This window comes from Granulicella rosea (assembly GCF_900188085.1).
GTDB classification, from domain to species: Bacteria; Acidobacteriota; Terriglobia; order Terriglobales; family Acidobacteriaceae; genus Edaphobacter; species Edaphobacter rosea.
On record NZ_FZOU01000004.1, the window covers coordinates 240,899 to 266,239 of the forward strand.

General features: G+C 56.3%; 31 protein-coding genes and 1 pseudogene. 14 read left to right on the top strand and 18 right to left on the bottom strand.

Annotated elements, in window-relative coordinates:
* The first annotated feature begins 144 nt into the window (after nt 1-144).
* From rpsD to CHB87_RS21945, 8 genes are all read left to right on the top strand, one after another.
* Nucleotides 145-771: a 30S ribosomal protein S4 gene (rpsD, locus tag CHB87_RS12895; protein ID WP_089408862.1), complete on the top strand. Its 627-nt coding sequence runs from the start codon at nt 145-147 to the stop codon at nt 769-771.
* A gap of 81 nt (nt 772-852) precedes the next feature.
* Nucleotides 853-3,165 carry a TonB-dependent receptor gene (locus CHB87_RS12900; protein WP_089408863.1) on the top strand — a complete coding sequence of 771 codons (2,313 nt, stop codon included), beginning with the start codon at nt 853-855 and terminating at the stop codon, nt 3,163-3,165.
* A gap of 25 nt (nt 3,166-3,190) precedes the next feature.
* A complete protein-coding gene (locus tag CHB87_RS12905; RefSeq protein ID WP_089408864.1) occupies nt 3,191-3,436 on the top strand; it encodes a hypothetical protein in 246 nt (81 codons plus the stop codon).
* A 15-nt stretch (nt 3,437-3,451) separates the two neighbouring features.
* A complete protein-coding gene (locus CHB87_RS12910) occupies nt 3,452-4,429 on the top strand; it encodes a sirohydrochlorin chelatase (RefSeq protein ID WP_089408865.1) in 978 nt (325 codons plus the stop codon).
* A gap of 12 nt (nt 4,430-4,441) precedes the next feature.
* The gene (locus CHB87_RS12915; protein ID WP_089409084.1) at nt 4,442-5,440 is read left to right on the top strand and encodes an FTR1 family iron permease; all 999 of its coding nucleotides are present in this window, start codon (nt 4,442-4,444) and stop codon (nt 5,438-5,440) included.
* 41 nt (nt 5,441-5,481) lie between these two features.
* Nucleotides 5,482-6,204: a siderophore-interacting protein gene (locus CHB87_RS12920; protein ID WP_089408866.1), complete on the top strand. Its 723-nt coding sequence runs from the start codon at nt 5,482-5,484 to the stop codon at nt 6,202-6,204.
* 189 nt (nt 6,205-6,393) lie between these two features.
* Nucleotides 6,394-6,984 carry a S4 domain-containing protein gene (locus CHB87_RS12925; protein ID WP_217897047.1) on the top strand — a complete coding sequence of 197 codons (591 nt, stop codon included), beginning with the start codon at nt 6,394-6,396 and terminating at the stop codon, nt 6,982-6,984.
* A complete protein-coding gene (locus CHB87_RS21945) occupies nt 6,977-7,216 on the top strand; it encodes a hypothetical protein (RefSeq protein WP_142988336.1) in 240 nt (79 codons plus the stop codon). The genes CHB87_RS12925 and CHB87_RS21945 overlap by 8 nt, the downstream gene beginning before the upstream one ends.
* 235 nt (nt 7,217-7,451) lie before the next feature.
* Here the strand turns inward: CHB87_RS21945 and CHB87_RS12935 are convergent, their stop codons facing one another.
* From CHB87_RS12935 to CHB87_RS12950, 4 genes are all read right to left on the bottom strand, one after another.
* The gene (locus tag CHB87_RS12935) at nt 7,452-7,658 is read right to left on the bottom strand and encodes a hypothetical protein (RefSeq protein ID WP_089408869.1); all 207 of its coding nucleotides are present in this window, start codon (nt 7,656-7,658) and stop codon (nt 7,452-7,454) included.
* Nucleotides 7,659-8,191: 533 nt separating this feature from the next.
* The gene (locus CHB87_RS22760; protein WP_281252338.1) at nt 8,192-8,365 is read right to left on the bottom strand and encodes a transposase; all 174 of its coding nucleotides are present in this window, start codon (nt 8,363-8,365) and stop codon (nt 8,192-8,194) included.
* A gap of 450 nt (nt 8,366-8,815) precedes the next feature.
* Entirely contained in the window at nt 8,816-9,250 is a 435-nt protein-coding gene (locus CHB87_RS12945) for an ester cyclase (RefSeq protein WP_089408871.1), read from the bottom strand.
* Nucleotides 9,251-9,364: 114 nt separating this feature from the next.
* Nucleotides 9,365-9,745 (bottom strand): DUF4267 domain-containing protein, encoded by a 381-nt coding sequence (locus CHB87_RS12950; protein ID WP_089408872.1) that lies wholly within the window; start codon nt 9,743-9,745, stop codon nt 9,365-9,367.
* A 204-nt stretch (nt 9,746-9,949) separates the two neighbouring features.
* On the opposite strand from CHB87_RS12950, the gene CHB87_RS12955 reads away from it, so the two are divergent.
* Complete coding sequence (locus CHB87_RS12955) at nt 9,950-10,528, top strand: TetR/AcrR family transcriptional regulator (RefSeq protein ID WP_245817972.1); 579 nt, start codon at nt 9,950-9,952, stop codon at nt 10,526-10,528.
* Nucleotides 10,529-10,682: 154 nt separating this feature from the next.
* Here the strand turns inward: CHB87_RS12955 and CHB87_RS12960 are convergent, their stop codons facing one another.
* Nucleotides 10,683-11,636, bottom strand: coding sequence for an AraC family transcriptional regulator (locus CHB87_RS12960; protein WP_089408874.1), 954 nt, complete (start codon nt 11,634-11,636; stop codon nt 10,683-10,685).
* A 92-nt stretch (nt 11,637-11,728) separates the two neighbouring features.
* Between CHB87_RS12960 and CHB87_RS12965 the strand changes: the two genes are divergently transcribed.
* Complete coding sequence (locus CHB87_RS12965; protein WP_089408875.1) at nt 11,729-12,277, top strand: nuclear transport factor 2 family protein; 549 nt, start codon at nt 11,729-11,731, stop codon at nt 12,275-12,277.
* 302 nt (nt 12,278-12,579) lie between these two features.
* A pseudogene (locus CHB87_RS22595) lies at nt 12,580-12,836 on the top strand (DDE-type integrase/transposase/recombinase); the annotation flags it as partial.
* 39 nt (nt 12,837-12,875) lie between these two features.
* Here the strand turns inward: CHB87_RS22595 and CHB87_RS12975 are convergent.
* From CHB87_RS12975 to CHB87_RS12985, 3 genes are all read right to left on the bottom strand, one after another.
* Nucleotides 12,876-13,913: an SDR family oxidoreductase gene (locus tag CHB87_RS12975; RefSeq protein ID WP_089408877.1), complete on the bottom strand. Its 1,038-nt coding sequence runs from the start codon at nt 13,911-13,913 to the stop codon at nt 12,876-12,878.
* 34 nt (nt 13,914-13,947) lie between these two features.
* Nucleotides 13,948-14,511, bottom strand: a complete 564-nt coding sequence (locus tag CHB87_RS12980; RefSeq protein ID WP_176441738.1) for a TetR/AcrR family transcriptional regulator — start codon at nt 14,509-14,511, stop codon at nt 13,948-13,950.
* A gap of 425 nt (nt 14,512-14,936) precedes the next feature.
* On the bottom strand, nt 14,937-15,542 hold the full coding sequence (locus CHB87_RS12985; RefSeq protein ID WP_089408879.1) for a TetR/AcrR family transcriptional regulator: 606 nt from the start codon (nt 15,540-15,542) through the stop codon (nt 14,937-14,939).
* 151 nt (nt 15,543-15,693) lie between these two features.
* Here CHB87_RS12985 and CHB87_RS12990 point away from each other — a divergent pair, with 151 nt between their 5' ends.
* Nucleotides 15,694-16,335, top strand: a complete 642-nt coding sequence (locus tag CHB87_RS12990; RefSeq protein ID WP_089408880.1) for an FMN-dependent NADH-azoreductase — start codon at nt 15,694-15,696, stop codon at nt 16,333-16,335.
* A 75-nt stretch (nt 16,336-16,410) separates the two neighbouring features.
* Nucleotides 16,411-16,884 carry a DUF1330 domain-containing protein gene (locus CHB87_RS12995; RefSeq protein ID WP_089408881.1) on the top strand — a complete coding sequence of 158 codons (474 nt, stop codon included), beginning with the start codon at nt 16,411-16,413 and terminating at the stop codon, nt 16,882-16,884.
* A gap of 210 nt (nt 16,885-17,094) precedes the next feature.
* Here the strand turns inward: CHB87_RS12995 and CHB87_RS22895 are convergent, their stop codons facing one another.
* The 10 genes from CHB87_RS22895 to CHB87_RS13035 all read right to left on the bottom strand — a co-directional run bounded on the left by CHB87_RS22895 (nt 17,095) and on the right by CHB87_RS13035 (nt 24,230).
* On the bottom strand, nt 17,095-17,469 hold the full coding sequence (locus CHB87_RS22895; protein ID WP_425432478.1) for a DUF6640 family protein: 375 nt from the start codon (nt 17,467-17,469) through the stop codon (nt 17,095-17,097).
* 221 nt (nt 17,470-17,690) lie between these two features.
* Nucleotides 17,691-18,965, bottom strand: coding sequence for an epoxide hydrolase family protein (locus tag CHB87_RS13000; protein WP_217897048.1), 1,275 nt, complete (start codon nt 18,963-18,965; stop codon nt 17,691-17,693).
* Between the two features lie 49 nt (nt 18,966-19,014).
* A complete protein-coding gene (locus CHB87_RS13005) occupies nt 19,015-19,902 on the bottom strand; it encodes an NmrA family NAD(P)-binding protein (RefSeq protein WP_089409085.1) in 888 nt (295 codons plus the stop codon).
* Nucleotides 19,903-20,061: 159 nt separating this feature from the next.
* Entirely contained in the window at nt 20,062-20,742 is a 681-nt protein-coding gene (locus CHB87_RS13010) for a TetR/AcrR family transcriptional regulator (protein ID WP_089408883.1), read from the bottom strand.
* Nucleotides 20,743-21,413: 671 nt separating this feature from the next.
* Complete coding sequence (locus CHB87_RS13015) at nt 21,414-21,911, bottom strand: hypothetical protein (RefSeq protein WP_089408884.1); 498 nt, start codon at nt 21,909-21,911, stop codon at nt 21,414-21,416.
* Nucleotides 21,912-22,304: 393 nt separating this feature from the next.
* Nucleotides 22,305-22,529, bottom strand: a complete 225-nt coding sequence (locus CHB87_RS22765) for an MFS transporter (protein WP_217897049.1) — start codon at nt 22,527-22,529, stop codon at nt 22,305-22,307.
* Nucleotides 22,517-22,822 (bottom strand): MFS transporter, encoded by a 306-nt coding sequence (locus tag CHB87_RS22770; protein ID WP_217897050.1) that lies wholly within the window; start codon nt 22,820-22,822, stop codon nt 22,517-22,519. The genes CHB87_RS22765 and CHB87_RS22770 overlap by 13 nt, the downstream gene beginning before the upstream one ends.
* Nucleotides 22,819-23,148 (bottom strand): hypothetical protein, encoded by a 330-nt coding sequence (locus tag CHB87_RS13025; protein ID WP_089408885.1) that lies wholly within the window; start codon nt 23,146-23,148, stop codon nt 22,819-22,821. Before CHB87_RS13025 ends, CHB87_RS22770 begins: the two co-directional genes overlap by 4 nt.
* Nucleotides 23,145-23,714, bottom strand: coding sequence for a cysteine hydrolase family protein (locus tag CHB87_RS13030; protein ID WP_089408886.1), 570 nt, complete (start codon nt 23,712-23,714; stop codon nt 23,145-23,147). The genes CHB87_RS13025 and CHB87_RS13030 overlap by 4 nt, the downstream gene beginning before the upstream one ends.
* Nucleotides 23,715-23,774: 60 nt before the next feature.
* A complete protein-coding gene (locus CHB87_RS13035; protein ID WP_089408887.1) occupies nt 23,775-24,230 on the bottom strand; it encodes a MarR family winged helix-turn-helix transcriptional regulator in 456 nt (151 codons plus the stop codon).
* 225 nt (nt 24,231-24,455) lie between these two features.
* Between CHB87_RS13035 and CHB87_RS13040 the strand changes: the two genes are divergently transcribed.
* On the top strand, nt 24,456-25,133 hold the full coding sequence (locus tag CHB87_RS13040) for an NAD-dependent epimerase/dehydratase family protein (RefSeq protein ID WP_089408888.1): 678 nt from the start codon (nt 24,456-24,458) through the stop codon (nt 25,131-25,133).
* The last annotated feature ends 208 nt before the right edge of the window (nt 25,134-25,341 follow it).

The window sequence follows — 25,341 nt, forward strand, 5'->3', positions numbered from 1 at the left end:
ATCCGACCGATTTAGTCTGCATTTAGAAGCGAACTACCGTGGAGTCTTTTGGCGAAGCGTCACGGCAGTTTGGAGATCGACGATGCAGGCTGAGGTGTGCCCACTGGGCTAGCTCGGCAGTCTGCGTCTACAGGAGACGGCTGCATGAGCGTACGAAAGAAGTGGAAGATCCAGCGCGCGCTGGGTCTGGAACTGCCTGGCCTGGGCAAACCGGGCGCCCTCGAAAAGCGAAACTACCCACCCGGACAACACGGCAAGGCACGCAAGCCGAAGATTTCTCAGTTCGGTGCGCAGTTGCGAGAGAAGCAGAAGCTCCTCTTTCACTACGGCATTCGTGAAGAACAGTTGCGCCGGTTCGTCCGCAACGCGAAGAGTCGCCAGCCGAAGAACTGGATCGAGGCGCTGATAGGGCTTCTCGAACGGCGCCTCGACAATGTGGTGTTCCGCCTCGGATTCGCCCGCAGCATGGCGGCTGCGCGGCAGCTGGTTTCGCATGGCCACCTTCTTGTCAACGGCCGAAGAGAGACCATTGGCTCGATGGTCCTTGATCCGGGTGCCGTCGTACAACTCAGCGAGCGCGCCAATCAATGGGAGACAACGCAGGCTGCACGCAAAGCGCCTCGGCTGCCCTTGCCATCCTTCCTGCAATTTGAGGAGAGCCCCGATGCGATGGAACGCGGCGTACTGCTCTCCGTTCCGGATTCGCGCCATATTCCCTTCGAGTTCAATACGAGCCAGGTTGCGGAGTATTACGCCAAGCGTGGCGTGTGATGCAGTCATAGCGAGCACAGGCAATCCGATGGGGAGTCTTTTGGCGAAGCGCCCCTGAAGGATTGGAGATCGACAACCTAGGTGGATCGCTTTCGAGCGACTACCGCAACCGTGAAAGGTCAGACGATGCGAAAAGCTGTCGCTCTTGTTCTACTTTTGCCGTTTCTTGCGAACGCACAAAATGCCTCACAGCAGATTGATGGTCATGTGCTCGATCCGCACGGCGCGGCGATCCCCCATGCAACCGTGATACTCCGTAATGCGCTCAACGGAATAGCACAACAAACAGAAACAACCAACAGCGGAGAGTACAGGTTCAACGCCGTAGCTTCGGGCGAGTACATCTTAACCGCCTCTGCGAACGGCCTAGCGAGCGCGACTCGTTCCGTGCAGGTCAAGTCCGGCCCCGGGCCATCCTCCGCGGATATAAAGCTCGCCGTGGCGACCGTGGAGCAGAACGTCACTGTCGTATCGGCATCGCGCGTCGAGGAGCTTCAACAGGACACACCCTTGCCCGTCGATGTGGTGACGCAGCAACGTATTCAGCGCACTGGCTACGAGAATGTAGCCGATGTATTGAGTGAACTGCCCGGCATCGTGACGCGCAACAATAGCTCGTTCTTCGGTTCGTCCGAAGAGATGATCAATGGTGTACCTTCCGCCGACGTGCTTGTGCTGCAGGATGGTCTGCCGCTCGTCGGAGCACGCGGTATCAACAGCGGCATCATTGACCTTGGGCAGCAAGACATCGGCAGGCTGGATCGCATCGAAGTCGTGCGCGGCGCAGCATCGGCGTTGTATGGAACGGATGCGGTTGGGGGCGTCATCAATCTCATCACCCACGAGCCGACGCATCCGTTTGAAGGTGGTCTCCGGGTTTCAGGTGGAACGCTAGGCGCATTCGACGGCGATCTCGATCTTGGCACACAGTTCAAGAAGCTGAGTGCCTTCACTGATCTTGAACTGCATCACGTCAATTCCTACACGCTGATCCCGGGCGACGAGAGCACGATCGGAGCGAATAACCAACGCTATGACGGCATGGTGAAACTGAGCTACAGCTTCAGTCCAAAGGCGTCGATCGGCTACACGGTCAACGCGTATCACGACAACGCGACGGGCAAGAACACAGACAGCACCGGCACTTCAGCTTCGGGTTACGATTCTGCCACAAGCAACGACAGCACACAGACCCACGCGCTGGTCGGTGACTTCGCCCCGACTTCAACTACCGTCATACAAACTCGCCTCTACGAAGCTCGTTACGACTCGAACTCCTGGTCTAATCCCCTCAATGCAGACAACAGCGTCGGCGCTCAATTCGACTACGGCAATCTCTACGAGCGCTATCATCGCGCCGATGCCACCGTCTCGCAACAAATCAGCTCATGGAATTTCCTACAAGGCGGCGATGAGTGGGTACAGGACTCTTATCGCGGCCTGAACCGCATCGTGGGTAACGATAACGGCCAACAGATCACGACGAACGATGTGTGGTTACAGGATCGCATTCAACCCTGGAAGAGACTCATCATCGACGTTGGTAGCCGCTATGACCATCATTCGCTGTACGGCGGTCACGTCGTGCCAAAGGTCGGTCTCGTCTACAAGGTCAACGACCATTGGACCGTACGAAGCGACTATGGCAAGGGCTTCCGCTCGCCGACGATCGGGGAGCTCTACTACCTTCTGCTGCATCCGGAGTACGGCTACCAGGTCATAGGCAACCCCACTCTCAAGCCAGAAACCAGCGAGAGTTGGTCGGTCGGAGCGGGCTATCAGGTAAATCGTTTCAGCCTTGATGTGACGCTCTATCGCAATAACCTGAACGGTCTCATCAATTACATCTATGCCGGCTTCCCTATGACTGAAGCCGATCTCTTGGCTCTGCTGGCCCAGTATGGCATTCCTCCGACGTTCGGAGCATTACCGTTCACCGCAACCTACGTTTATACGAACGTCGATCAAGCCTACACCCAGGGCATCAACTTGAAAGGCAGTGTGCTTCTCACCCGCAATCTGAAGGTAGACGCCTTCTATGCCTATGTCGATCCGTACAGCATCACGGATAAGCAGACGCTTCCCGAGGTCAGTCGCAACTCCGGCTATGTTCGTGCGGAGTATGTGTCTCGAAAGCTGGGAATGGTAGCGAACATCCGCGGGAACTTCTCCGACAAATGGCTACTGGCAACCGGAGATCACGAGCAGAATTACGCTCTCTGGAATCTCTATGCGTCCAAAGACATCGCCCGCGGCATTCAGGCATACGGCTCTATCGACAATCTTGCGAACAGCCGCGACAGCCTCCTTTCTCAAACTCCTCCAACGTATGACCGCACCGATTACGGAAGAACCTTACGCGTCGGTATGCGGTACACCTTCCCACACGAATAACGAACTTGGAGCCAAAGGAGTAGTCATGAGCGACCTCAACGCAACTCTGGCAGAACATACCGGGCTTGGCACCGTAAGACTTTGCGAGTGCAAGTCGATTCACCTGACCATCGGTCCCGTCACCATCAACATGGCCGTGGAAGCGTTCGCACAGACCGCAACGCTCATCAAGCAAGCCATGGAGACACTCGCCGTCATCGTTGCGGCTGGCGAACTCGATCAAGAACAGGCGCCGACTTTCAAACACAGCCGCAGCCCAATGATGCATTGAACGATAGGAGACACCATGAAGAAGTTCTTGCTCTATACCGCAGTCTGCCTTTTCACTCTCGGGGTGGCGCGTGCGCAAAGTCCCGCCGCAACACACGTAGATCATCCACAGTCCCATGTGGGAGTCCTATTGTTAGCCCATGGCGGCAGCGCTCAGGAATGGAACGAAGAGGTTCGCCATGTCGCGGATCAGGTGGACCTCAAGCTTCCAACGGAGGTTGCCTTCGGTATGGCAACCCGCTCCTCCATGCAGGCGGCGATCAATCGATTGGTGGCCCGCAAGGTCACTGAGATTGTGGCGGTGCCGCTCTTTGTCAGCTCACATAGTTCCGTGATCGACAGCATCGCCTATCTTCTCGGATCGCGTTCGCAAGAGCCGGAAGACCTGAAGATGTTTGCCTCGATGGATCACGGCGGCGGAATGATGGTGATGAATCACGGAGCAATGGAGAAAGACTCCGCGATGACATTGGAGGCGACGAAGCCGATATCCGCTTCTGTCCCGATCCGCATAGCGTCCGCGCTCGATCGCCATCGCATTGTCGCCGCGATACTGCGCGACCGAGCCGCATCGATTAGCCACGATCCCGCACATGAAGTTGTGGTCCTCGTCGCGCATGGCCCCGTCCCCGACGACGAGAACAAACTCTGGCTTGCGGATATGAGTGCCCTCGCAAACGAGATGGGTCAACAAAGCCATTACGCCGGTTTCGAATGTGTGACGCTACGCGACGATGCAGAGGAACCGGTGCGAAACGCTGCGACCGAACAACTCCGTCAGAAGGTTGAACAGATTAGCAAAACCGGGAACACGCCATTGGTCGTGCCGCTGTTGCTCTCCTATGGCGGCATCGAGGGCGGCTTACGCAAGCGGCTTGACGGCCTGAACTACAGGATGCCGTCGCAAGCGTTGTTGCCGGACAAACGCATCGTCGATTGGGTGATCGAGGCAGCCCAGATACCCGAAATCCAGTCCGCTCGAACACCGCAGTAGGAGATGCTCGCCATGTTGTCACGCACTGTTCCTCAACCAATCGGACGCGTCAGGCGAACTGCCTGGATCGCGGCTATCGCCGCAGCGATCGCGATCTTTGCCGTGTTAGCGTGGCGAGGCAACGTTTCTGTCGGGAACCCAAACCCACTTGCGCCGCAGACAAGCCAGTCGGCAGCCGTCTTCGATATTGCCGTGCTGGTTCTCCGCGAGGGGCTGGAATGCATTCTTGTACTCGCGGCCATCACCGCGGGTTTGACGGGGGACCGTCAGAGATACCGCAGTCCCATTGCGGCCGGCGCGGGGTTTGGCCTGTTGGCGACGCTGGTGACCTGGTGCGTTGCCGTGCGCATACTCGACGACATCAGTGGCAAAGTCTCGGCGCTCGAGCTTCAAGCGGCAACCGGACTTCTAGCCATTGTGGTCCTGCTGATCGTCATGAATTGGTTCTTTCACAAGATTTACTGGACGGGATGGATCTCCCTTCACAATCGGAGGAAGCGGGAGCTGTTAGAGGAACGCGATACGCACGACTCTGCGCGCAAACTGGTCTTTGGCATGGGTCTGCTCGGGTTCTCTTCGTTGTACCGGGAAGGCGTCGAAGTGGTTCTGTTCCTGCAAAGCTATCGGTTACGGCTCGGCAATGAGCCTGTGTATCTGGGTGTCCTGCTAGGCTCAATGTTCTCCGGGCTAGTGGCCGTACTCACCTTCGTCGCGCATCGCAAGCTGCCCTATCGCAAGATGCTCGTTTTCACCGGCGTGCTACTTGGATTGGTTCTCTTCGTCATGGTGGGAGAGCAGGCGCAAGAGATGCAGTTGGCCCACTGGCTGCCTACAACTCCTATTCGCTGGTTGACGGGACGAATCCCCGGATGGCTGAATTTGTGGTTCTCGATCTTTCCCACGATTGAGACGTTGGCCGCGCAAGCGATCGCCGTTGTCCTCGTGCTTGGATCGTATCTTTTCGCCCAACATCAACTGTTAGAGAACCCTAGCAAAACAGGGACACAATAGTCAGCTCAACCGTGATAGCGCTGTGCAATAGGGAGGTTCCAATGTCAGTTGTTCCCAAGTTTGTCACCGACACAATGGAGCGAATGTTCTTTCGATCTGCTGCCGTTTCCGCGGTGACTCATCTGAGCGGTCACTTCCGGCTCACTGAAATTGCTGGCGAGAGCCTAAAGCGAGAGAAATGGATCCCCGGTCAGAAGGTGCAGTTCCATATGGGTGGCCTGCAGACCCGAACCTACACACCGATCTCCTGGGACCCGGTGGAAGGAACGGCTGAGTTCATCATGTTTCTACACGGCAACGGTCCGGGATCCGAGTGGGCCGAATCGCTCAAGAAAGATACGCCATGTAGTCTCATGGGTCCTCGCAGCTCTCTCGATTTTGCGGAAGTTGCTGAAGACGCGATCTTCTTTGGAGACGAGACCTCCATCGCTGCCTCAGTGGCGCTTCATCGCAGCCGCCGGGAGACGCAGCAAGCCCGTTTTGTCTTCGAGGTCTCCTCTCTCGTCGAGTCAGCGGAAGCCATTCGGCGCATCGGGCTCCCAAATGCCAAGCTCGTCAAGAAAATTCCAGACTCTTCCCATCTTGCCGAAGTGGATCAGACCCTGATCGATGGCGCATCGGGCTTAGTAACGCCCAGATGGATCATGACCGGAAAAGCGCAGTCCATCCAAGCCCTCCGGGCAATGTTGCGCAACCGCCGCATGGACATGGCTCAGCTCAAGACCAAGGCATATTGGGCCGAAGGCAAGACTGGCTTGGATTGAAGCGCGCCTCGGTTCGCGGCAGCTAAAGAGAAGATGCAGTTCTCGAAGCGAATCGCTTCGACGTTAGAGCAGACACCGTAAGAGTCTTTTGGCGAAGCCTTGCGGTACCTGGGAGATCGAAACCTTCAAGTCGGCAGGCGAGAGCGAGCAATGTCGTTCGCCTGCAACTTCCATAGCCGGAGAAGTTGCATGACCATCCTCAGCGTCTTCCACATCGAGCCAGTGTTCCGTGCCATCTGTCGGTGGACCTCCTCCTGCTGGCGGTTGGATGGTTCGACGCGATCGCCCGAACACCCGCCTGAACTGACGCTTCTTTCCTACTATGCCCTCCGGCCGAAGGATCTTACCGAACTTCTTCGGCAAGCTTGGGCATTGGAGACAGTACGTCCGCTCGAAAGCCTGATCAGCCTGTTGGAGCGCAGACTGGACAATGTCGTGTTTCGCATGGGCTTCGCAGGAAGCATTCCTGAGGCCAGAAAGCTGATCGCACGCGGGCACATTCTGGTCAATCGTTATCGCCCCAAGAACATCGGCATGAGTCTCTGGCCTGGAGACGTTGTTCATTTCGCCGTCACTCCATACGACCAGTGTTCGGTTTCTCATCATTTTCGCCCGAGGCCGCTCCCGTCCTACCTGCAGTATCTGAATCCATGCACCAGAGACCGGGGAATGATGCTCTCAGTTCCGAACCTCGGCCATTCTCCCTTATTGTCTTGCAGATCCCGTTTCAACCCTGCCTGCCCCGGCAGCGAACCGATTCCAGGAGGAATCCATGGATGATTCACGTATCCTTCTCGCCCACTCTCCACAAGGCGCCATCTTTGCCTGCCAATGCGGTGCAATTCACGTCACCGCCGGTGAACTCGCGTACTCCCTCTCTTTGGAGGAATTCGTCATCATGCTGGAACTTCATCATCAGGCCATCGATACTCTCGAACAGCACCTCGTGGCGGTCCGTGAGTTGTGCCGACACCCGAATCCGGTCTCAGACGACAACACGGCGATTCAATAGTGCTGAGGCATCATGGCGAAGAACCACATTCAGTTTTCTCACCGCTACCCTGCGGCGGCATGTTCATTTCAACAGACTCGCTTAGCTCGCCTCGCACGAGCGTTATCACTCGCATCGGAGAGCGCGCAACTCTCCCCGAGGAAGGAGAACTGCTTAACGCGGGAATCGGGAAACATGCCTCAAAAGAAAAATGGCCCGAAGCCTCGGGCCGTTTTTTGTAAAGATGGGCTCCTGGTTACGCTGCCGCAGCAGGAACAAAGCCATCACAACCGCTGATCGGTGTGACCTTCAGGTGCAAGGCTGCGTGCTTCGGATGACCGCATTCGTCGAGGACCTTGAGGTCCGCCTGATGGCTGCTCACGATGCTGATCAGTACGTCTGTCTTGTGCTGCTCCCCGAAGTGATTACAGAGACCGCATTGTCCGTTCTGAACTGTTTCCATATTGTTTCCTCCGTTGTCTGACTGTTACAGGAACCACGATAGGATGCCCTTTATTTTGTGTAAATTGCGACCAAATTAGGCTCAGATATTTGGGACTCGAACGGTCCCCGACTCTAACCGCTAGAAGCGACAAGGGCTTACGTCGTTGGGGCGGCGAAACCCGATAGAAATCGGGTTGCGCGTTCTATACATTTTGTCCTATTCGGCGTATTCATTGACCTGTTTTGTAACACCCGTCCGCAGGGCAGATCACTGGCGAGAAGCCGATTTGAACGAAGCCGCTTCGGTTCCATGAAACGGATTAGTCGTGTCCCGCCCAACGATCCGCTGACAAACAGCTACCGCGCAGTTGGTCTTCTCCCGGTCTGAGAGGACGGTCGTGTATCAAGACAAGCTTTCTGTCACTCAAATTAGATAAGAACTGGGGAGCGGAGTAATAATCCCGTAGCACTTGAGGCTCTCCGCCTCGTCCTGGGCCAACTTTGCCTCGATACTGCTCCACAGGCAGACGTTACGTTGGTTCAGCGAACTTTCTACCGAGAGGCTGCGGCACCTTCCTGGGCGTCGATGGCCTTGAGCATCGTTGCAACTTCCTTGACCTTGCCCGTGGCAACTACTGTCCAGACGTTGCGGTAGAAGCGCATCACGCAGCGCTGCCACTTCGCTTCGGGATAGAAGCCGCGAGGTTCTCGGCCAGACCAAGGCACTTGTCCGAGACGAACAGCTCAACGCCCTTCAGGCAACTCCGATTCGCGACCAGCACGAGACGTTCTCACCTCGCAGCCCCAACGCGGGTTCTGCTTTATTCAGCTACCAAATGCCTGAGCGAGGAACTTGAATTGCTTTCGGAGGTACCATTCGAAAGAATGGTCGTCTCCAGCTTGATGCCAGCGATCCCTGGCGGTTCTCCAAACCGTTACAGAGATAGCGGCGACGAGACGCAAGCCGTTTGCCTCATGCCGAGGGTATCGTTTTACTAGAGCTTCATAAATCAGCATTTCGACGTGGACGTAGGTCATCTGCTTGCGTGCTCGCAAACCTTCAGTCGACTGCATCAGGTTGTCGATCGCCAGCGAACTGGAATCGACACGCTCCCGGGCCATGTTTAGGAGGCATAGCTGGACAGCTTCAGCAGGCGATAAAGATGGGAACGCGGCTTAAATCGGGTGTGACGCCTGCCGGGGTCCAAGTTGCTTCGGGATCGCTCCAAGCTGCTGAAAAGCATCGAGCGTGTTCAGCTCGTCCCAATGCTCGACGAACTTGTCGTCTTCGAAGCGCCAGATATCGATGGAACGGATCGTGATCTCGGCGCCGGATGCGGGGATGCCGAGGAATGGTCCTGTGTGGCGAGCGCGATAGGTATAGCGGCCCACGACACGGTCGCCCGCGGTCAAGGCGTCTTCAACCGTAACCTTTGTGTCAGATAGGGTATCGAACCAGTGCCCCATGAGCTTGATCAGGCCGGCACGACCCGGCTCAGCAAAAGCGTTATGGTTCACGTAGTCTTCCGTGAACAGTTCCACGAAGTGGCCAGCGTTGTGGCTGTTCATGATGTCGGCAAACAGGTATGCCAAATCGACTGGGTTGCGCATAGAGTTTCCTCGGTTCCTTCGTAAGTTGGTGCTGGTGGACTGAACGTAAGGCCGCAGGAACGTCACGGCCCTCCTACAGAGAAAAACCATGATTCGTCTGGGCGGAGACGTTCCTTAGAAAACGTGGATCAGGAACAGACCGACAACAATCATCAGCGTGCAGGTAACGCCGTGAACGGAGATGGCTGTCGACTTTGGCCCACCTGAGAGCAGAACATTGCACATGTCGCCGAAAGCAATGAAAGACAAAGCCAGCAGGGCGATACCTACCGTACGGGGATCCGTGGTGAGCATCAGTGTCAGGACGACCAGTCCAGACCCGATGTCTCGAATTCCTTTGAGCCGAAGCCACGCACGGGTGTCAGGGTCGGGTGATGGCAGTTTCAGTCCGAAGCCTCCCATTACGCGTTCTGGCGACAGGATGTAGAAGGTGCCGATGATGGAGATGCCAACGGCCAGAAGACCAGCGATCGCGAGCGGGATAGTGATATGCATTGTGTTTACTCCTTTGATAAAATCTAGCAACGCTATAATAGATGTCGCGTGTTACGCCGGAGATTCAACCATCCTCTGAAAATGTTGTTCCGCCTCTGTCCGAAATGGATGATCCGTGGCGCACGGAAATATTACGAGTCGTTGAACCTAGGGAGGCCATCAGGAAAAAGAGCAGTGCTATTCTTTATATTGGTGGTAGACGACGTGACGACAAGTCGAATTGCGGAACGAAAAGAGCGTGACAAACAAGCCCGACGCGCGCAAATAATCAGCGCGGCACGACGGATTGCGGAGCTGGAGGGCTGGGCGAACGTCACGGTTCGCCGGCTATCCGAAGAAATTTCCTACAGCCAGCCCGTTCTGTATGCGCACTTCGGAAGCCGGGAAGGAATCCTCGCTGCGATTGCGGTCGAGGGATTCGGGGAATTGGGCATAGCGCTGGAGAAGGCACGGAAACGGGCCAAGGGCGGAAACGCGGTTGAGTCCATTGTTGCCGCCTACCTGCAATTTGCCGCAGCTTCGCCAGCCCTCTACGAAGTGATGTTTTTGCTCAACCTCAGTGTCCCATTCGGTCAGGCCGACACGCCCCCTGAGTTGCGGTTCGGCTTCGCCCAACTCTTGGAACTGTTTCAAGGCCAGAGCGCAAGGGCGGAGCTTGTAGCGGAATTGTTCTGGGCGAGCCTTCATGGCATCGCCGACCTTACAAGGACCAAGCGATTGCCGCCCAGCCGCCAGAAGGAGCGCGTGAAGAAGCTCGTTGAGCTCTTTACATTTCCTGGCTGATACGCACAGGAAGTCTTCGGGAGGCCGACCAAACTGTGTTCGGCGGACCGCAATTACCCAGGGCTCTAGCAAGCAGTGCCGGAGAACCTCTCAGTACTCTCGGTTCACGGCGGTGTCGACTCGATGCGGTCGCGAGGTCCATCTATTTCCTCTGCTAGGTCGCATCGGCCTTACGGACATAGTGGCTTGGCGGCGCACCGATGGTTTTCTTGAAGGCCCTGCTGAACGACGCTTCCGATCCATAGCCGAAGCGAAAGGCTGCCTCGGCTATCGTGGCCTTGCCCCGGCTCAGCCAAAGCTTGGCTTGGGACATCCGGACGCGCCTGAGATAGTCGGCCGGCGTGCTTCCGGCAACCGCCACGAATTTGGCGGCAAACGATGCCCGGGACGCACCCATTACTTCAGCAAGGCTCTCAATCGTCCAATTGCGCTCTGGATGCTGATGCATCGCGACAAGAACACGGCCGATCTGCCGATCCCTAACGGCAGCGATCCAGCCTTCAGCCGAGTTGTGGCCGTACTCGACCCAAGAGCGGATAATTTGTGCCGCCAGCACGTCCGCCAGCCGCGAAACGATGCCTGCTCCTCCTACGCGGTTGGACGCCATCTCCCGGGCCAGCGCCTCGAGCAGATATCCGGTATCGGGTTCGTGCCGCATCAGTTCGTTGGCGCGAAGGATGTCGGGCATCAACGCGAACAAGGGATGTAGTCTGTCTAGATTGAAGCGCATCGAACCATTGAGCAACAAATGGCGTGCTTCGGACTGCTCGGCTCTCGGATCATATCTGGCGGTGCCTAGCGGTTCGCATCGCCACAGGGGAAACGGAGTCGACACCGCGTCGGGCGCACTCGCCAGTGCATGCGCATCCCCGCGTGGGATAAGGACGGCGTCGCCGGACAGAAGCTCCATCCACTCGCCGGTTGGTCGTTTCAACCAGCACCCCTTCCCTCCGATGAAGTGGAACATTGCGTCGCCCTTTGCCGGAAAGGCGAACGCCCATGCGCCCTCTAAGTGCCGTCGCCCATAATCAAGGCCATCCAGACGCAGGTCGCGGAGGATTTCGGTCAGACGATCGCCAGCACCATTTTCAGACGAATTGTCATGCATTACAGACTTCATAACATAGAAACGCCAACGCGAATAGCTATATTCAAAGCCGAGGCGCTCGCCGGGTGTCGTCGATCGAAGCTGGAGGATTTATGTCATTGGAAGAAGATGTGCGGTATCTGAAAGACCGCGCCGAAATTCATGAGCGAACCACCATGTACGCGCTGGGTCAGGACTTTCACCAACCTGGATGGGAGGATCAGGATTCTTACCAGCAATGGTCGGAGGTTTTCGCCGACGATGTCGAGTTCGACGTCAGCGATACGGGGCATATGGAGCCGGTCGGCCTGACCACTTATATCGAATTGATGCGCGGCAGGCGGCCGGATCAGCCGGGCATCGAGCAATATTTCAACCTCTGGGCGCACCTGGAACATCCGGTCAGGATCACGATCAACGGGGACGAGGCAAGCTCGATCGCGCTTCATATCCACATGCACGAGACCAAAGAGGGGGACGGCAATAGTTTTCTCGTCGGTTATTGGCTCGACCACTGGAAGCGCACGTCACGCGGATGGCGGATCGATCGGCGCCGCCTGAAACAGCTTTTCATCCATACGTTCCCGCTCATGGGCATGGAGAAGTCACTTCTCGGCCTGAAAAGCAGTTTCAGACCGGCCGAAGGGTTCGACCTTTCCTGACGGTATGGACGCCCGCTTCAAGGACACGTCCCGTTGGCCGGCAGTGGCCACGCATGGGGCGCTTCCGGTTATGCAAAGAGCCTGACGCTGCGAGGAACGACGGCAAGATGCGGAGGGGCCGGAGTTGATCCGGCCCCGGTTTATCGGTGTGCTCTTTCCTAGGTATTCAGACGCACCATCCAGCCGCGCGGATCTCTTCCTGCCCTGAGGGGTATGGGGAGATGGAGGCGGTTCTCGCTTCCATCTCCTCGTAATTACTCGTTATCGCCAAATAAGAACGTGGCTCGTACACGTGGTGAGGACGCTTCCGGTCGCTGACGATAGTCGATGTCTTCACACGGGAGTCGATGGCGATCGAAGTAGGACAGAGCTTGAAGGGGGACGATGTGGTCCGAACCTTGAACAGGCTGAGGCTCGAGCGTGGCATCCCAAGGTGCTGTTCCGCTACAACGGCAGCGAGTTCGCTAGTCAGGCGATGGACGTGTGGGCCCACAGCAACGGGGTCAAGATCGACTTCTCTCGTCCGGGTAAGCCTACGGACAACGCGTTCGTGGAGAGCGATTTTACGTCAGCCCATATCCAAGAAATGTGTCTCTGCCTACTTACCCTTTAGAAGGCCCAACTGAGCGAGGCTTGTACCGCTAGCGGTGATGGCTTCTTCATTTGACCTCGGGGTCCAGCCCAAAATGCGCTCGGCCTTCTCGTTCGACGCGTTCTTCTTGATGCCCAACTCTGGCGAGATTGCTTTCATGTCCGCGATAAAGAGAGCCAGAAAACGCACGATCCAGTCTGGTATCTCGCGGCTAGGAACACGCTTTGCCATCGAACCCATATTTTTCTTGAGAATTGTGCCGACATCGAGCAGCGAGATGAACTCTCCAGCTGTGACGAGGAAGCGTTCTCCGTTTGCAGCAGGGTTTGTCATTGCTCGGAGGTGCATGTCAGATACATCGCGAACATCCACCACTCCGAAGCTGATACGAGGACAGGCGGGAACTTCCCCATCAAGCAGTTTCTTCACGATGAGAATAGAAGTTGAGTAGTCAGGACCGAAGGTAGGACCGAATATGCCGACAGGATTGACCACGGATAGTTCGAGCTCACCGCCTTCGCGCGCGATAAAGTCCCACGCGGCACGCTCCGCAAGTGTCTTGGATTTCGCATAGGCGCTGACACCTGCACCGTCGACGTTTGTCCACATGGTCTCGTCGAACGGAGCCGTTTGCGGTTTATGGCCATATCCGATGGCGGCAAAGGAAGAGGTCTGAACAACTCTTTGCACACCTGCGTCGCGGGCGGCCCGGAGAACGCGAAGAGCGCCTTCACGCGCCGGAAGAATCAACTCGTCTTCGTGCTTCGGCACGGATGCTGGAAAGGGTGAGGCTACGTGCAGAACAAATCGACATCCGGCAACGGCTTCTGTCCATCCCTTGTCCTGCATCAGGTCGGCTTCAAAAAATGAGAGGGCTTCTTGGCGCGGAGTACCTGCGGCCTTCAGCATCGCGCGAATATCCGCTACACGCTTGAGCGAGCGCACCGTGGTGCGAACCGGATAGCCCGCACGGAGCAACTGATCGATGCAATGGATGGCAACAAAGCCCGAGCCGCCGGTGACGAGAACCGAATCGATTTTCATGAAGCAAGTCTACACTATAAACCGAACGTTCGCTCTAGTCGCTGTTCGCAACAAGCTTCCAGAGCTTATCGGCGATTTCCAATAGCAGAGATTCAGGGAGCTTCTTGCTCTGGCTGGCGAGGCGGTTAATGGTATTCAAGGTCAATTCCTGAATGACCTCCGCAGGCCAATCGTTCAATACGCCGCCCTTCGACCTGCCGGAGAACAGACGGGCGTAGGCCTTTACGCGCGCGGTTTCTTCGCGGCTTCGTGTCTTGCAGCTGAAACCGGCATGCTCATATTGCTCATAAAACCGCATCTCGCGCTGATGTTTCCGGTAGAAGTTGTAGGCGTTCAGGCAGCCACGCAGGAAGGTCTTGCGGGGTTCCTCGTCCGGGGAAAATCCAGCGAGCAGGGCTTCCAGCTTCAGGCCGCGAATGTGCTCGTAGAGCGCCTGTATGATCTCTTCCTTGCTGGAGAAGTGGTGATAGATAACACCGGCGCTGGCTCCGGAGCGCTCGGCGAGCAAGGACATGGGAGCGTCATGGAAGCCACGCTCCACAACAATGTCGAGCATCGCCTCGAGTATGGCTTCACGCTTCGATGGTTTCGCCTTCATTGCCATTTTTCTATTGTTCCACGTCAGAGTCGCTGGAGCCCTGATGAGGGCAGTCGGAGTCACTGATTACGACGGCTATTGATTCTTTAATGCACCGGGCTGTGGATAGCGGTGATTTGCGCGGTATGTAAGCGGTATGGACATGCTGCGTGCCTTGGCAGGGCTGTGGGCTGTGGCCCCGTCGGACGATTGGGTGGCTAACGCGAGAAAAATGGCGGAACTTTGCTGCTAGGCGCGCGTCGGGTCTAAGCAGTGCAGCGCCGACGGAAACTGCCGGCCGACCAGCAGGAAAATGCACTCAAGGCGTGTTTTAAAGAGGTCTGAAACGGAGGACGAATCCGCTCGTGTGCGCGATCTTCTGTCAGCCGCAAACCGGAAGGCGTTTTATGAGGGACCTCCCCGAAAACAGCCTATCTGGAGCTCAATCACGAACTTGCCGAATTGCGCTCAAGCGACACGGCGCTCAACAGCGGCCTGACAATCGCCTCAATTCTGACAGCCATTTCCTCCGCTGGAATACCATCAGAGGTTTCAAACCAACTTCGCGCACAGCCGAAGATCGCCCATGCAGCGGCGGTCGACACCAGCTCGAATCCGGCGCCGGCCTCCATTGAGACGCCACGGGCCCCTCTCCGAAGCAGGTCTTCCACAATTGGAATGATGGCACCTTCGAGAGCCATCCTCGGCAGCTGGCCCGGACAATAAAGTGCTTCAGTCAGATAATCACAAACGCCCAACGCGATTTCCCTCAGATTCCCATTTCCGTCGGCAAATGTGAGACCTCTGCGCTCCGCCAGCTCTCCGAAGCGTTTAGTGGTCATCGCTTGCAAGAGCGAATTCTTGTCTGGGTAGTGCAGATAGAAAGTCGTTCTGGTCAGCGTGGACTCTTCAACAATCTCCTGGACCGAGATGTCCTCGAAGGGCTTGTGGGTCAATAGGTTAGCCAAAGCATCCATTAGCATCCGGCGGCTTCGCATGATGCGGGGATCGGTTGCATCGGACGTTCCGTCAAGGGAGGTGGAAGGCCTCATCTAACGAGCATAGCTCTCTTCCAGAGGAATCGGTTCAAATAGTGAACATCCGTCTGATAATGCACAAATGTTTCTTAGTTTGCAACTGTAAATTAATTGAATCAGTGCCAATACGATAGCCATCAGTTCACGTACAGGAGACTTCCCACCCATGCACACACTTCTTCACGTCGACTCAAGTCCACTCTATGGTCAGTCCGTTTCGCGCGAACTCACCAGCGCGTTCGTTGCTGAATGGAAATCGGCCCATCCGGAAGGAACGGTGGTCTACCGGGATCTGAGCGCGACATCAATCCCACCCCTCAACGCAGACTGGTTAGGCGCAGCCTTTACGCCGAGCGAGGCGCGGACTCCGCAACAAGAACAGCTCTTAGCATGTTCTGACAGCTTGATAGCCGAGCTGGAGCAGGCGAAGGAATACGTTATTGGAGTGCCAATGCACAACTATAGTGTTCCTTCTGTCATGAAGCTCTGGATCGATCAAATCACTCGCGTCGGCAAAACGTTCTCTCATGCAGGTGGAACTCAGAAAGGCCTGCTTCACGGCAAAAAGGCTACTTTCATTATTGCCACCGGCAGTATTCACGATAGGCGAACGGAGTCACCTTCGTTTAACTTTGTCGAGACATACCTTGAGGCATTGTTTGACTTCCTCGGCCTAACAGATATGGCCTTCATAACGGTGATAGGAACTGGCGTACTCAACCATGGGCAGGATCGTAATGCGTTTCTGGCTCCCCACTTGCAGGCAGTGAAAGCTCAGGCGCAGGTTTCGTCGCATATGAAAGCATGATCTGCGTGCCGTCGAAAAGGAAACGCAAGGTGGCCATCCGGGCAAACTCTCGCAGTCGTTGAGCGCATTGGTTATTTGGCACTCATCAAGATCGCAGGTGACGAGGAGTGCGTTTACCGGGACGGACGTTCTATAGCGCCTATGTCCGCTATATACGCATACGCGCGATATCCTCATTGTTACGTGGTGTCGCCGCACTCGGCTGATCATCAGGAGCAACTATGCCCGCTTACCTTTTCGCTTTGCAGAGACATCACTGAACGCGATCGCCTTGAAGATTACTGGGCAAATGTGAAGCCAGCGTTCGAGGGCTTCGAGGCTAAGCCGCTTGTAGCCTACGCACCGTTCGAAATTCTTGAGGGCGCAGGAGGCGTCTTGGGAGTGGTTCTATTCGAGCTTCCATCCATGGTCGAGGCAAGGCGCTGGTACACAAGCCCTGCCTACCAAGAGGTCAAGAAACGCCGCGAAGGGGCTGCGAGCTTTGACCTCATTCTCGTAGAAGGCGCGATTGTACCGGCAGGAGAGCGAATGCCGGAGTGCCACCACTAACCAGCGAAATGCGAGGCGAACGGCAACACCGATGCCGGAAGACCGCGTTACTACGCTCTGTCAACCGCGTTTCTCAAGACGTATGACATTGAAGTGATGGACACGATGAAACGGTGCCCATCACTTCGCTTCCTCAGCGCTGCAAGACGGCCAGGCTGACAGCCAGCAAGGCGAGGCTATAAATCACGTAGGCGATCAGTTGTTACGGCCCTAGACCCAAGGGATAGCGCGTCTCTGCCACGAACTCCGGGTCGGTCCAGCCGGCACCGGGAAACAGTGGAGCAAGGGCCATAGCGACAAAGTCGTCTGCAGCGAACGCTGCCGCAAACAGAAACATGGGCACGGTGAGGCATGAAAGCGAGACAACACGATCACTGAAAGCGAGCCGTTGAAAACTCCCATGAGCATCGTCTGACCGTTGTGAAATTTGGCGTGCGGAGGCCAGCGAGGATTGCGAAGATGCTGTCCGGCGGTAGCAGGAACGACCGCGTCGGCGACAAAGCCGCCGAAGTTAGGTGGTGCATGCTTGCATTCTGCGGCTGCCTCACGCGGCAATCCGAGTACGATCCTCAAGGAAGCTGCCACAGCCTACAAGGTGGACACGGACGCCATCGCTGCGAAAGTACGGCAGGAATTCGTTGCGAAGGAGAAAGCGAAGAAGCATCACAGTCAGCAATGAAGACTGGCAAGAAAGCGGTGTAACAAACGCGGACATTGTGCGGCGTTCTGCCGCCCGCTTTTTATGCTCAAAAAACGCGCGGGAAGACTTGCAGCATGGCTTCAGGCAGTAACCTGCTGAAGCCTTCTTACCGCAAGGTATCGAATGTCTTCCGAACATCAGAAACAATTACTTCAGGTTGTTCCAGTGCGCCGAAATGCCCACCGTGCGCAGCCTCATTGAAGTAAACGAGATTGTTGTACCTCGCTTCAATGAGTCGCCGGGATTTGCGAACGGCTTCTTGTGGAAACATGGTGAATCCTGCTGGAACATGAATAGGTTTTGAGGGATTTGTGGAGGGATGCCAGTGAGAATTCACCATCTCCCAATATAGTCTTGCCGAAGAAGCGCCTGTGTTCGGCAGCCAGTACATCATGATGTCATCCAACAACTCGTCAAGGGTGAAGGTCGCTTCCGCGTTCCCGGGAGTACCGCAGGTGTCTTGGAACATGGCGTAAATCCAAGTAGCCAAACCGACCGGAGAGTCCGCCAGTGAATACCCGATGGTCTGTGGCCGGGTCGACTGCTCTTTGGCATAGCCGGACAGCTTATCCCAGAAGTCCTTTTCGCTGGCGAACATATCCTTTTCCTGGGGGGTCGCCTGCGCAATCTCATCCGGGGTAGGTTGCATCATGATGAAGTTCGAGTGAAAGCCAACGAATTGTTTCGGTTTCTTCTCCGCGATCGAATCGATCACCGCAAAGCCGAGATCGCCGCCCTGCGCCCCCCAGCGCTTGTAGCCAAGGCGGTCCATCAGCGTGATCCACGCGTCAGCAATCTGAGGAATGCTCCATCCGGTTGCGGACGGCTTGTCAGAGAAGCCGAAGCCGGGCATCGAGGGGATAACGAGATGAAATGCCTTGCGGGGATCGCCACCGAACTTTGCCGGATTGGAAAGTGGCTCGATCACCTTCCGGAACTCAAGAATCGAACCAGGCCATCCATGGCACATCAGCAGCGGCAGTGCATCGGGCTCAGGCGAGACGATGTGAAGAAACTGTATGTCGAGGCCGTTAATGTTCGTTTTGAAATGGCCAAAGCCGTTCAACAGGGCTTCGCACTTCCTCCAATCGTATTTGGTTCGCCAGTGGGCAACCAGAGCCTGAACCTTGGCAAGTTGAGGGCCTTGGCTGGTGTCGTCTACGGTTTCTCGCTCTGGCCATCGCGTATGGGTGAGCCGGTCGTGCAGATCGGCGAGCTGGCTTTGCGGTACGTTGAGGCGAAATTCTTCGATCTTCGTAGACATATGTGGCTCTCCTTTTGGTGCGCTGTTGGGGTCGGTCGCAGCAAAGGCAGGATGGCGTAACAAGAGCGCGGCACCGGAAACGAAGGTGCTTTGCATCAAAAACACGCGACGGTGCATGAACGATTTCCTCATTCCCTCTGTTGAGATTTGGAGAAGCTAACTATCCTTACCGCGGCTCGATCACATCTTCGAGCTCCGACCAGACGAAACCGGGGTACCGATCGTTATCGAGCGTTTCGTGGTGCGTGCTGAACATGCTTTGCATGTACTGGCTCTGCTGCCACTTTGCATACAGCTCGTTCTCGCCTTCAGGATGAGCGGCGCGCTCACGCTTGTTGTAAGCGCGCAAGTCCTCCAGGCTGCCAAGCCGCACGAGTTTGTACGGCGTCCCAAAAGTCTTTGCGGTGTAAGCGACGAGATCGTTCGGGCTGACCTGAAAACTCGCAATCCGCAAAGACTTCGGCGTATCCGGATCAAGCGCCGCCGCAGCAGTGAACGCAGCCGTGTTGTCCATGGTCGTGAAGTCGATGTGCCAGTCAGGATTTTCCCAGTACCCGACGACTTTCTCCTTGAAGTCAAGGAGAGGCACGTTATAGGTAAGGATTTCGGCGAATGCTCCGTTGAAGATGGCCGTCGATGCGATAGGCGCAACGTCCAGCGTCTGGTGGAACTCGCGGCGAAGGTCGAAGTTCCTATTCTCTCCGGGCGTGAGCGCGGTGAAGTCCGTCGAGAAATCTGACGGGATGAATTTCGGAATGGCTGCCAGAATAGCAGCCTCAAGCAGGACCTTCTGCCTCTCCACAATCACGTCATGAAGTCCAGCAAGGACGGACACGACGCAAGTTGCCCCTTCCATCGCCTCAGCTACATCAGATGCCGTGGCCAGATCGACCTCAACTGCTTTGCCCCCAAGCCGTTCGAGTTCAGTTATCTTGCGCCCATCGGTTGCCGTCCTTACGAGGGCCACAACCTCCGCACCACGTTCGCGAAGCGCCCTCACAAGGCGCATTCCCAGATTCCCCGTTGCTCCTGCCACCGCAATTGTTGGTGCCATCTTTTTCACTCGCTCCCGTGCCGTCGCAGTCTGTTGCTTGAAGTGGCCCCATGATTACAGGCATGGGAATGCCTAGTGAGCGACGCAGTCGACCGGCGAACGGCCTGCATCATCCATGTCTGAATAGATGTTGGAAGTGACCAGTGGTTGCAAAGTAACTTAAGGTTTTTTTATTGCAGATCGCGGGCTTTTTATAGCACTCCTCTTAGGGGTCGATACCTGAGGCGACGCGTTCAGTCCTGCCCACAGAACTTGGATCGTTCGTTCCATCACCGTCTCCGGATTGGGCAAATGCGGGAGCTCGCCTTGCGTGACCAGAACCTGTGTAAGCCCAAAGATGCAGAACCACCATGTGCGTGCATCGAGTGGAGGCTTGGCTGCATTCCCCTGTCCGACCGAACAGGCGATAAAAACGTCGACCAGACGATCGAAGAGGGGCCGACCGATCTCGTTGATATAGTCACCGGCCCGGATCCCGTTTCGGTCTTCTGGCCCGAAAAACACAATCCGAAAGTGCTGCGGATGGTCGAGGCCGAATCGGACAAAGGCTCGTGTCGTCTGGAAGAGGCGTTCATCAGGGTCAGTTGTCGCGCTTAACACCGCATCGAACTCGATGACAAGCAGCGAAAATGTTTCCCGACAAATCTCCGCCAACAGGCTCGACTTATCTGGAAAATAACGGTAAAGACTCGCGTGCGCATAACCCATCTCTTCCGCGATCGCCCTGAGGGTCACATTCTCGTAACCGAGCTTCGAAAAAAGACGGCTCGCAACGTCGAGAATGTCCTGACGCCGTCTATCCCGCCGCTCTGCCTGTCGGCTCGTCGATTTTGTGGTCATTGGGCGATTGTACGTCCGAAGGAAGCAACGTGACCGCTGGTTGCATATGGCGTTGATCCACGATCCAAATGTCGTTCCTGGATTGCCCGATGTTTTGTACCAGTGGAGAGTTAAACAACTGCGATAAAGGCGATGATCCACTTTGCGATCTGCATAGACGCTCCTCTCCCCAGGATGGGGAAAGGACTTACAGGTAGCCCCACATCCTAAGCGGATGGGTGACTGTACGAACGCAAAGCGTCCCCCGGACTACCGACCAGGCTGTGACTTTCGCACGTCCACCCTTACAGATCCTTTGCATAGCTGGATGGATTCGGCGACGCGCTAGGATTTGCTGCACAGGGTAACAATAATTCGGGCTACGGGACGGGATCCGCAGGAGCGCCCTTTTCAAGGAAGACGCTCGACCTGAAAATGCTCGGACGAAGCCATGATTGCAGAGGCGCTCTGGGTCAAGGGACCTGGAGTAGGAGCGTCGCGCACGCCGGTTCACAGCCCCCTCGCCGATGGGATTCCAGTTCTTTACGCCGGGAGTCGAGGTTGGACAGAGAGCACATAAATAAGGTAGCCAGAGCTCGCTAAAGGACTCTGCCCCCGCGCGCAGCGCAACGATTCCTAACGGTCTTAGGCATTCTCGGTTGTGGAGACAGCCGAGTTCTCGCGATGCGTCTTCACCGGGACGCGTAGAGTACCTGCAAGTCATTTGTCTTTTGCTCAAAGAGATGAGCCGCCCCTTCGACCAGATGCGGGTCATCGAGGTGAATGCCCATCGTGGCGAGCAGCACTTTGGGATCAGCATCGAAACCGCGACGCAAGAGCGCACCATACTTCTCCGCGAAGCCAGGGTCGGAGTGGGCTTTGTCGAACAGCGCGACCGCGATCACTGAAGCATAGAGATGGTTCACGAGATAATGCGGGTCTTCGAACACAAGGGATTTGCGCATCCAGTTGCGAGAGGCGCCCGCGTCTGCCATCGGATAGAACTCATACGGCCGAAGCGTGCTCTGGAAGATCGCATCGACTTTCTCGCGGTCCAGCATCGCGTGCCCGGCGGCCTGCGTATAAAGGTTCTTTTCGAAGGAAGTCTCTTCTGCGGACTCAAATAACTCCAGTGCAATCTTGGAGAGCAGACGCTCCAGCGCATACTGGCGCTGACAAGTGTCGCGCATGCACTTCATGACGGCTACGTGGACACGATCTACGTGCTGCTCCCGATATGGCAGACGGAGTTCTCACTTGATTACGCGGCTCTCGCCGTTGTTCGCGCTGTCTACGTCGGGACATTGGCAGCGTTCCAGGTTCCGTCAACGCAGCTTGCGAAGCACTTGAATCCGCGAACGGTTCTCGCGCTCGGGACATTGTTCAGCGCAACTGGCTACCCAGTGGCTGGTCTCTCAGGCGGTCTCATAGGCTTGGTCGGCGCGCTGGCGTTGGCAGGCGTCGGCGGCAGCACCCAACATCCACTTGCCTCTGGCGCCGTGTCGCGTGGACGCGCAGCAGGTACATGGAGAGCAGAACAGCGCCGAAGGACAGCTCATTGAGGAGAAATGCCCAGCCAGTTGCTATCTTCGCGATACCACACCGGCCACAGCTGGTCCGATCATCTGGCCGACGACAAACGAAGTCGAGTTGAGTGCGACGGCATTGGGTAGGTGCTCGTTACCCACCAGCTCCCCAACGAAAGTTTGTCGCACGGGCGCATCGAGCGCCGCGGCGGCGCCAAAGACAAAGGCAAACACATACACATGCCAAAGCCGGACGTGACCTGAGATGGTCAGAATGCCCATGGGGCCGCAAGCGCCCCCATGGATGCCTGCGTGAGCATCAGCAGCTTGCGCTGGTTGAAACGGTCCGCGGCCAAACCGCTCCAGGGCAGCAACAGCAATTGCGGAGCGAACTGCAGACCCGTAACGATACCGACGGCAGTCGCGTCGTGGTGGGTCAGTTGCGTCAGCACGATCCAGTCTTGTGCCACGCGCTGCATCCACGTCCCGATGTTAGAGACCAGACCGCCTGCCATCCACAGACGAAAGTTGAAGTTCCTCAGAGCTCGGAATGCTCTGGAGAGCGGATTCTTCATGAGCGCCCCGGGGTGTTGCCTCCGTGAAACTGGCCGAAATGCCGCGCCGAGAACAGGCTGATGAGGAGTGCGCCAACCGCAAGCGCAAGAACGTCACCTGTCAATTCCAGATCGAAGTGTCCGACACGCACCACGAGCACGTAGCCGATGATCAGATTGAAAAATCCCCAGAGGATGTTGACCGTCGACGAAGAGAGACCTTCTCCGGACGGCTTTGCGAAGGGACTCTGGAAGGGCTGTCCCATCACCCCGCTGACACAATGCGGAACGGCGTTCGCTATGAAGATGCCGCCAAAGAAGTACGAAACAAGATGAATCCAGTTCATTGGTTAGAGCTCCTTTTCCCCAAGAGATCGATAATTTCTTGAGTCGTCCCGGTTTCTCCGAGGCGAGGAAATACATGAGAAAGACTGTACGCATGCGCCTCAGCCCGCGTATCCGTCATGGCGTCGATGGCAAGCGTCACATTGAAACCCGCATCGTACGCCTGGCGAGCCGTGGCCTCTACGCCCGTACCGGTGGCCACGCCCGCGAGAACGACCTGCGTCCCACCTTTCGTTTTTAGTTGAGCTTCCAGGTCGGTGTTCGCAAAGGCCCCCCAAGTGCGTTTTCTGATGAGGATGTCACCTGCCTGCTGATGCAGTTCGGGCATCAGTCCATCGAAGTCGGCGGGAAGCTCCCGGTGCCGTCGAGGCTCCTCTGTCCGTCCCGGAGCGGCCCCGGTGACATTAACCAGAACCACGGGCAGCTTCTGCCTGCGAAAGGCCTCGATAAGCTGACAAGAATGGTCGATGACACCTGCTATGGGATGGAGAGACGGTATGTCGCGAAGGCCCTTCTGAAGATCCACCACGATCAGCGCAGTTTGAGGGTCAAGTATGGTGGGTGGCACAGCATCCTCCTTTGAAAAGTAGCGACCGAAGTGTGGATGGCCTGCTTCGCGGCAGGACAGTCAATCACCGGCGAGTCGCGCAAGCAGGTGTATTGCTGTAGATACCTGCTTCTGTTCCTGGGGAGAAAGTTTCTGCTGGATGGCTTGCGCGAGCCAGTCCTGACGAGCGGCACGCCCGTCCTCGATCGATCTCTCACAGGCTTCTGTTAGTGACATAAGCGTTTTTCGCCCGTCGTTTGGGTCGGCAGATCCCGCGACAAATCCCATTTCTTCCAACGGAGCGATAACAGCACTCATTGACTGAGGACGCATCCCCTCCGCCCTGGCAAGGCTCGATACCGTTGCCGGGCCGTCCTTCTCCAATCGGAGAATCACTGCGATCTGAGACGAAGTGAAATCGTTCTGTTCGCCCTGCTGTCGGAGCTTCCGTTTGAGATTCCCGAACGTGGCGCGCAACTCTGCTGCCAGCGTGGACGCAAATGCCGCGTCTTTGGTGGGTATCGCTGTCTTAGCCATACCAAAACAGTAACCGAGTTAACAGTTTTCTGTAAAGTTTACCTGTGTATTCTTCTCGCAGAGTTGTTGTGAGGGTGGTGCGGAAGATTTCTGATCGTTCGAAAATGCCCCAGATCTCAACGGTTCAAGAGTGGAGCAACCCAGGCATGACTTCCAACCGGGTGTCTCTTCGCACCCTCTGCAACGGACCCGTCCAACGGGTTACGATGCAAACAGGAGCCGTTCATGCTCAACGAAACCGCGACCCTCAATCTCATCCTCACCGGAGCCACCGGCTTAGTCGGTGAAGGTGTGCTCTTGGAAGCACTCGAACACCCTGCCGTTGCTCAGATTCTTATGGTCAGCCGTAGGCCCTCCACCTTGGCCCATCCCAAGCTTAAAGAACTTCTCGTCCCCGACTTTATGCACATTGAGAGCGTCACTGCCCAGCTTGCCGGCTACGATGCCTGCCTCTACTGCGCGGGTATCAGCTCCGCTGGTATGAACGAGGCTGACTACACGCATATTACTCACGACATCACGGTGCACTTCGCCGAGGTGCTCGTCGCCCTCAACCCTCAAATGATCTTTATCTTCGTCTCCGGTTACCTGGCCGACAGCACAGAAAAGGGTCGTGTGATGTGGGCTCGTGTTAAAGGCCGCACCGAAAACAACCTCATGCGCTTGCCTTTTCAGCACGTCTACAGCTTCCGCCCCGGCTTCATGAAGCCTTTTCCAACGCAGCGCAATGTGAAGGGCTATTACAAGCTCATCACATTGCTCTACCCCATTCTCGACAAGCTATTTCCCAACTACGTCAGCACCATGCAGGAGCTCGGACTTGCAATGATCAAATGCATTCTGCGTGGCTACCCGAAGCCGATTCTAGAAGTTGAAGATATTAACCAGCTAGCAAGCTCCTGACTACCCTATTGAGACTTCCATTTTTCTAGCGCCGGCTAGGATACTCGAGTGTTGGTTGGGGTTGGCGTTGCAGTTTTCATGAGCATCGCAGCGGTGCTCGTAGCTGCGAGTAAGCTGCCTGCAGGATAGGTTACATGGAACGTGCTTATGGTGAGAAAGGGCCGTAGGCAGCCGAGGGGAAAGTGCAGGAAGGAGAACGCCTTCTGCC

Coding starts and splice junctions, on each gene's coding strand:
- CHB87_RS12945 (WP_089408871.1), bottom strand. CDS start 9,250: ATGCGCAACCCAGTCGATTTGGCATACCTGTTTGCCGACATCATGAAC.
- CHB87_RS13010 (WP_089408883.1), bottom strand. CDS start 20,742: ATGACCACAAAATCGACGAGCCGACAGGCAGAGCGGCGGGATAGACGG.
- CHB87_RS13000 (WP_217897048.1), bottom strand. CDS start 18,965: ATGCACCGTCGCGTGTTTTTGATGCAAAGCACCTTCGTTTCCGGTGCC.
- CHB87_RS22765 (WP_217897049.1), bottom strand. CDS start 22,529: ATGGGCATTCTGACCATCTCAGGTCACGTCCGGCTTTGGCATGTGTAT.
- CHB87_RS12915 (WP_089409084.1), top strand. CDS start 4,442: ATGTTGTCACGCACTGTTCCTCAACCAATCGGACGCGTCAGGCGAACT.
- CHB87_RS22770 (WP_217897050.1), bottom strand. CDS start 22,822: ATGAAGAATCCGCTCTCCAGAGCATTCCGAGCTCTGAGGAACTTCAAC.
- CHB87_RS12905 (WP_089408864.1), top strand. CDS start 3,191: ATGAGCGACCTCAACGCAACTCTGGCAGAACATACCGGGCTTGGCACC.
- CHB87_RS12990 (WP_089408880.1), top strand. CDS start 15,694: ATGCACACACTTCTTCACGTCGACTCAAGTCCACTCTATGGTCAGTCC.
- CHB87_RS13035 (WP_089408887.1), bottom strand. CDS start 24,230: ATGGCTAAGACAGCGATACCCACCAAAGACGCGGCATTTGCGTCCACG.
- CHB87_RS12985 (WP_089408879.1), bottom strand. CDS start 15,542: ATGAGGCCTTCCACCTCCCTTGACGGAACGTCCGATGCAACCGATCCC.
- CHB87_RS12935 (WP_089408869.1), bottom strand. CDS start 7,658: ATGGAAACAGTTCAGAACGGACAATGCGGTCTCTGTAATCACTTCGGG.
- CHB87_RS12910 (WP_089408865.1), top strand. CDS start 3,452: ATGAAGAAGTTCTTGCTCTATACCGCAGTCTGCCTTTTCACTCTCGGG.
- CHB87_RS12920 (WP_089408866.1), top strand. CDS start 5,482: ATGTCAGTTGTTCCCAAGTTTGTCACCGACACAATGGAGCGAATGTTC.
- CHB87_RS12965 (WP_089408875.1), top strand. CDS start 11,729: ATGTCATTGGAAGAAGATGTGCGGTATCTGAAAGACCGCGCCGAAATT.
- CHB87_RS12960 (WP_089408874.1), bottom strand. CDS start 11,636: ATGCATGACAATTCGTCTGAAAATGGTGCTGGCGATCGTCTGACCGAA.
- CHB87_RS12975 (WP_089408877.1), bottom strand. CDS start 13,913: ATGAAAATCGATTCGGTTCTCGTCACCGGCGGCTCGGGCTTTGTTGCC.
- CHB87_RS13015 (WP_089408884.1), bottom strand. CDS start 21,911: ATGCGCGACACTTGTCAGCGCCAGTATGCGCTGGAGCGTCTGCTCTCC.
- rpsD (WP_089408862.1), top strand. CDS start 145: ATGAGCGTACGAAAGAAGTGGAAGATCCAGCGCGCGCTGGGTCTGGAA.
- CHB87_RS13025 (WP_089408885.1), bottom strand. CDS start 23,148: ATGAACTGGATTCATCTTGTTTCGTACTTCTTTGGCGGCATCTTCATA.
- CHB87_RS13005 (WP_089409085.1), bottom strand. CDS start 19,902: ATGGCACCAACAATTGCGGTGGCAGGAGCAACGGGGAATCTGGGAATG.
- CHB87_RS21945 (WP_142988336.1), top strand. CDS start 6,977: ATGGATGATTCACGTATCCTTCTCGCCCACTCTCCACAAGGCGCCATC.
- CHB87_RS13040 (WP_089408888.1), top strand. CDS start 24,456: ATGCTCAACGAAACCGCGACCCTCAATCTCATCCTCACCGGAGCCACC.
- CHB87_RS12950 (WP_089408872.1), bottom strand. CDS start 9,745: ATGCATATCACTATCCCGCTCGCGATCGCTGGTCTTCTGGCCGTTGGC.
- CHB87_RS12980 (WP_176441738.1), bottom strand. CDS start 14,511: ATGAAGGCGAAACCATCGAAGCGTGAAGCCATACTCGAGGCGATGCTC.
- CHB87_RS12925 (WP_217897047.1), top strand. CDS start 6,394: ATGACCATCCTCAGCGTCTTCCACATCGAGCCAGTGTTCCGTGCCATC.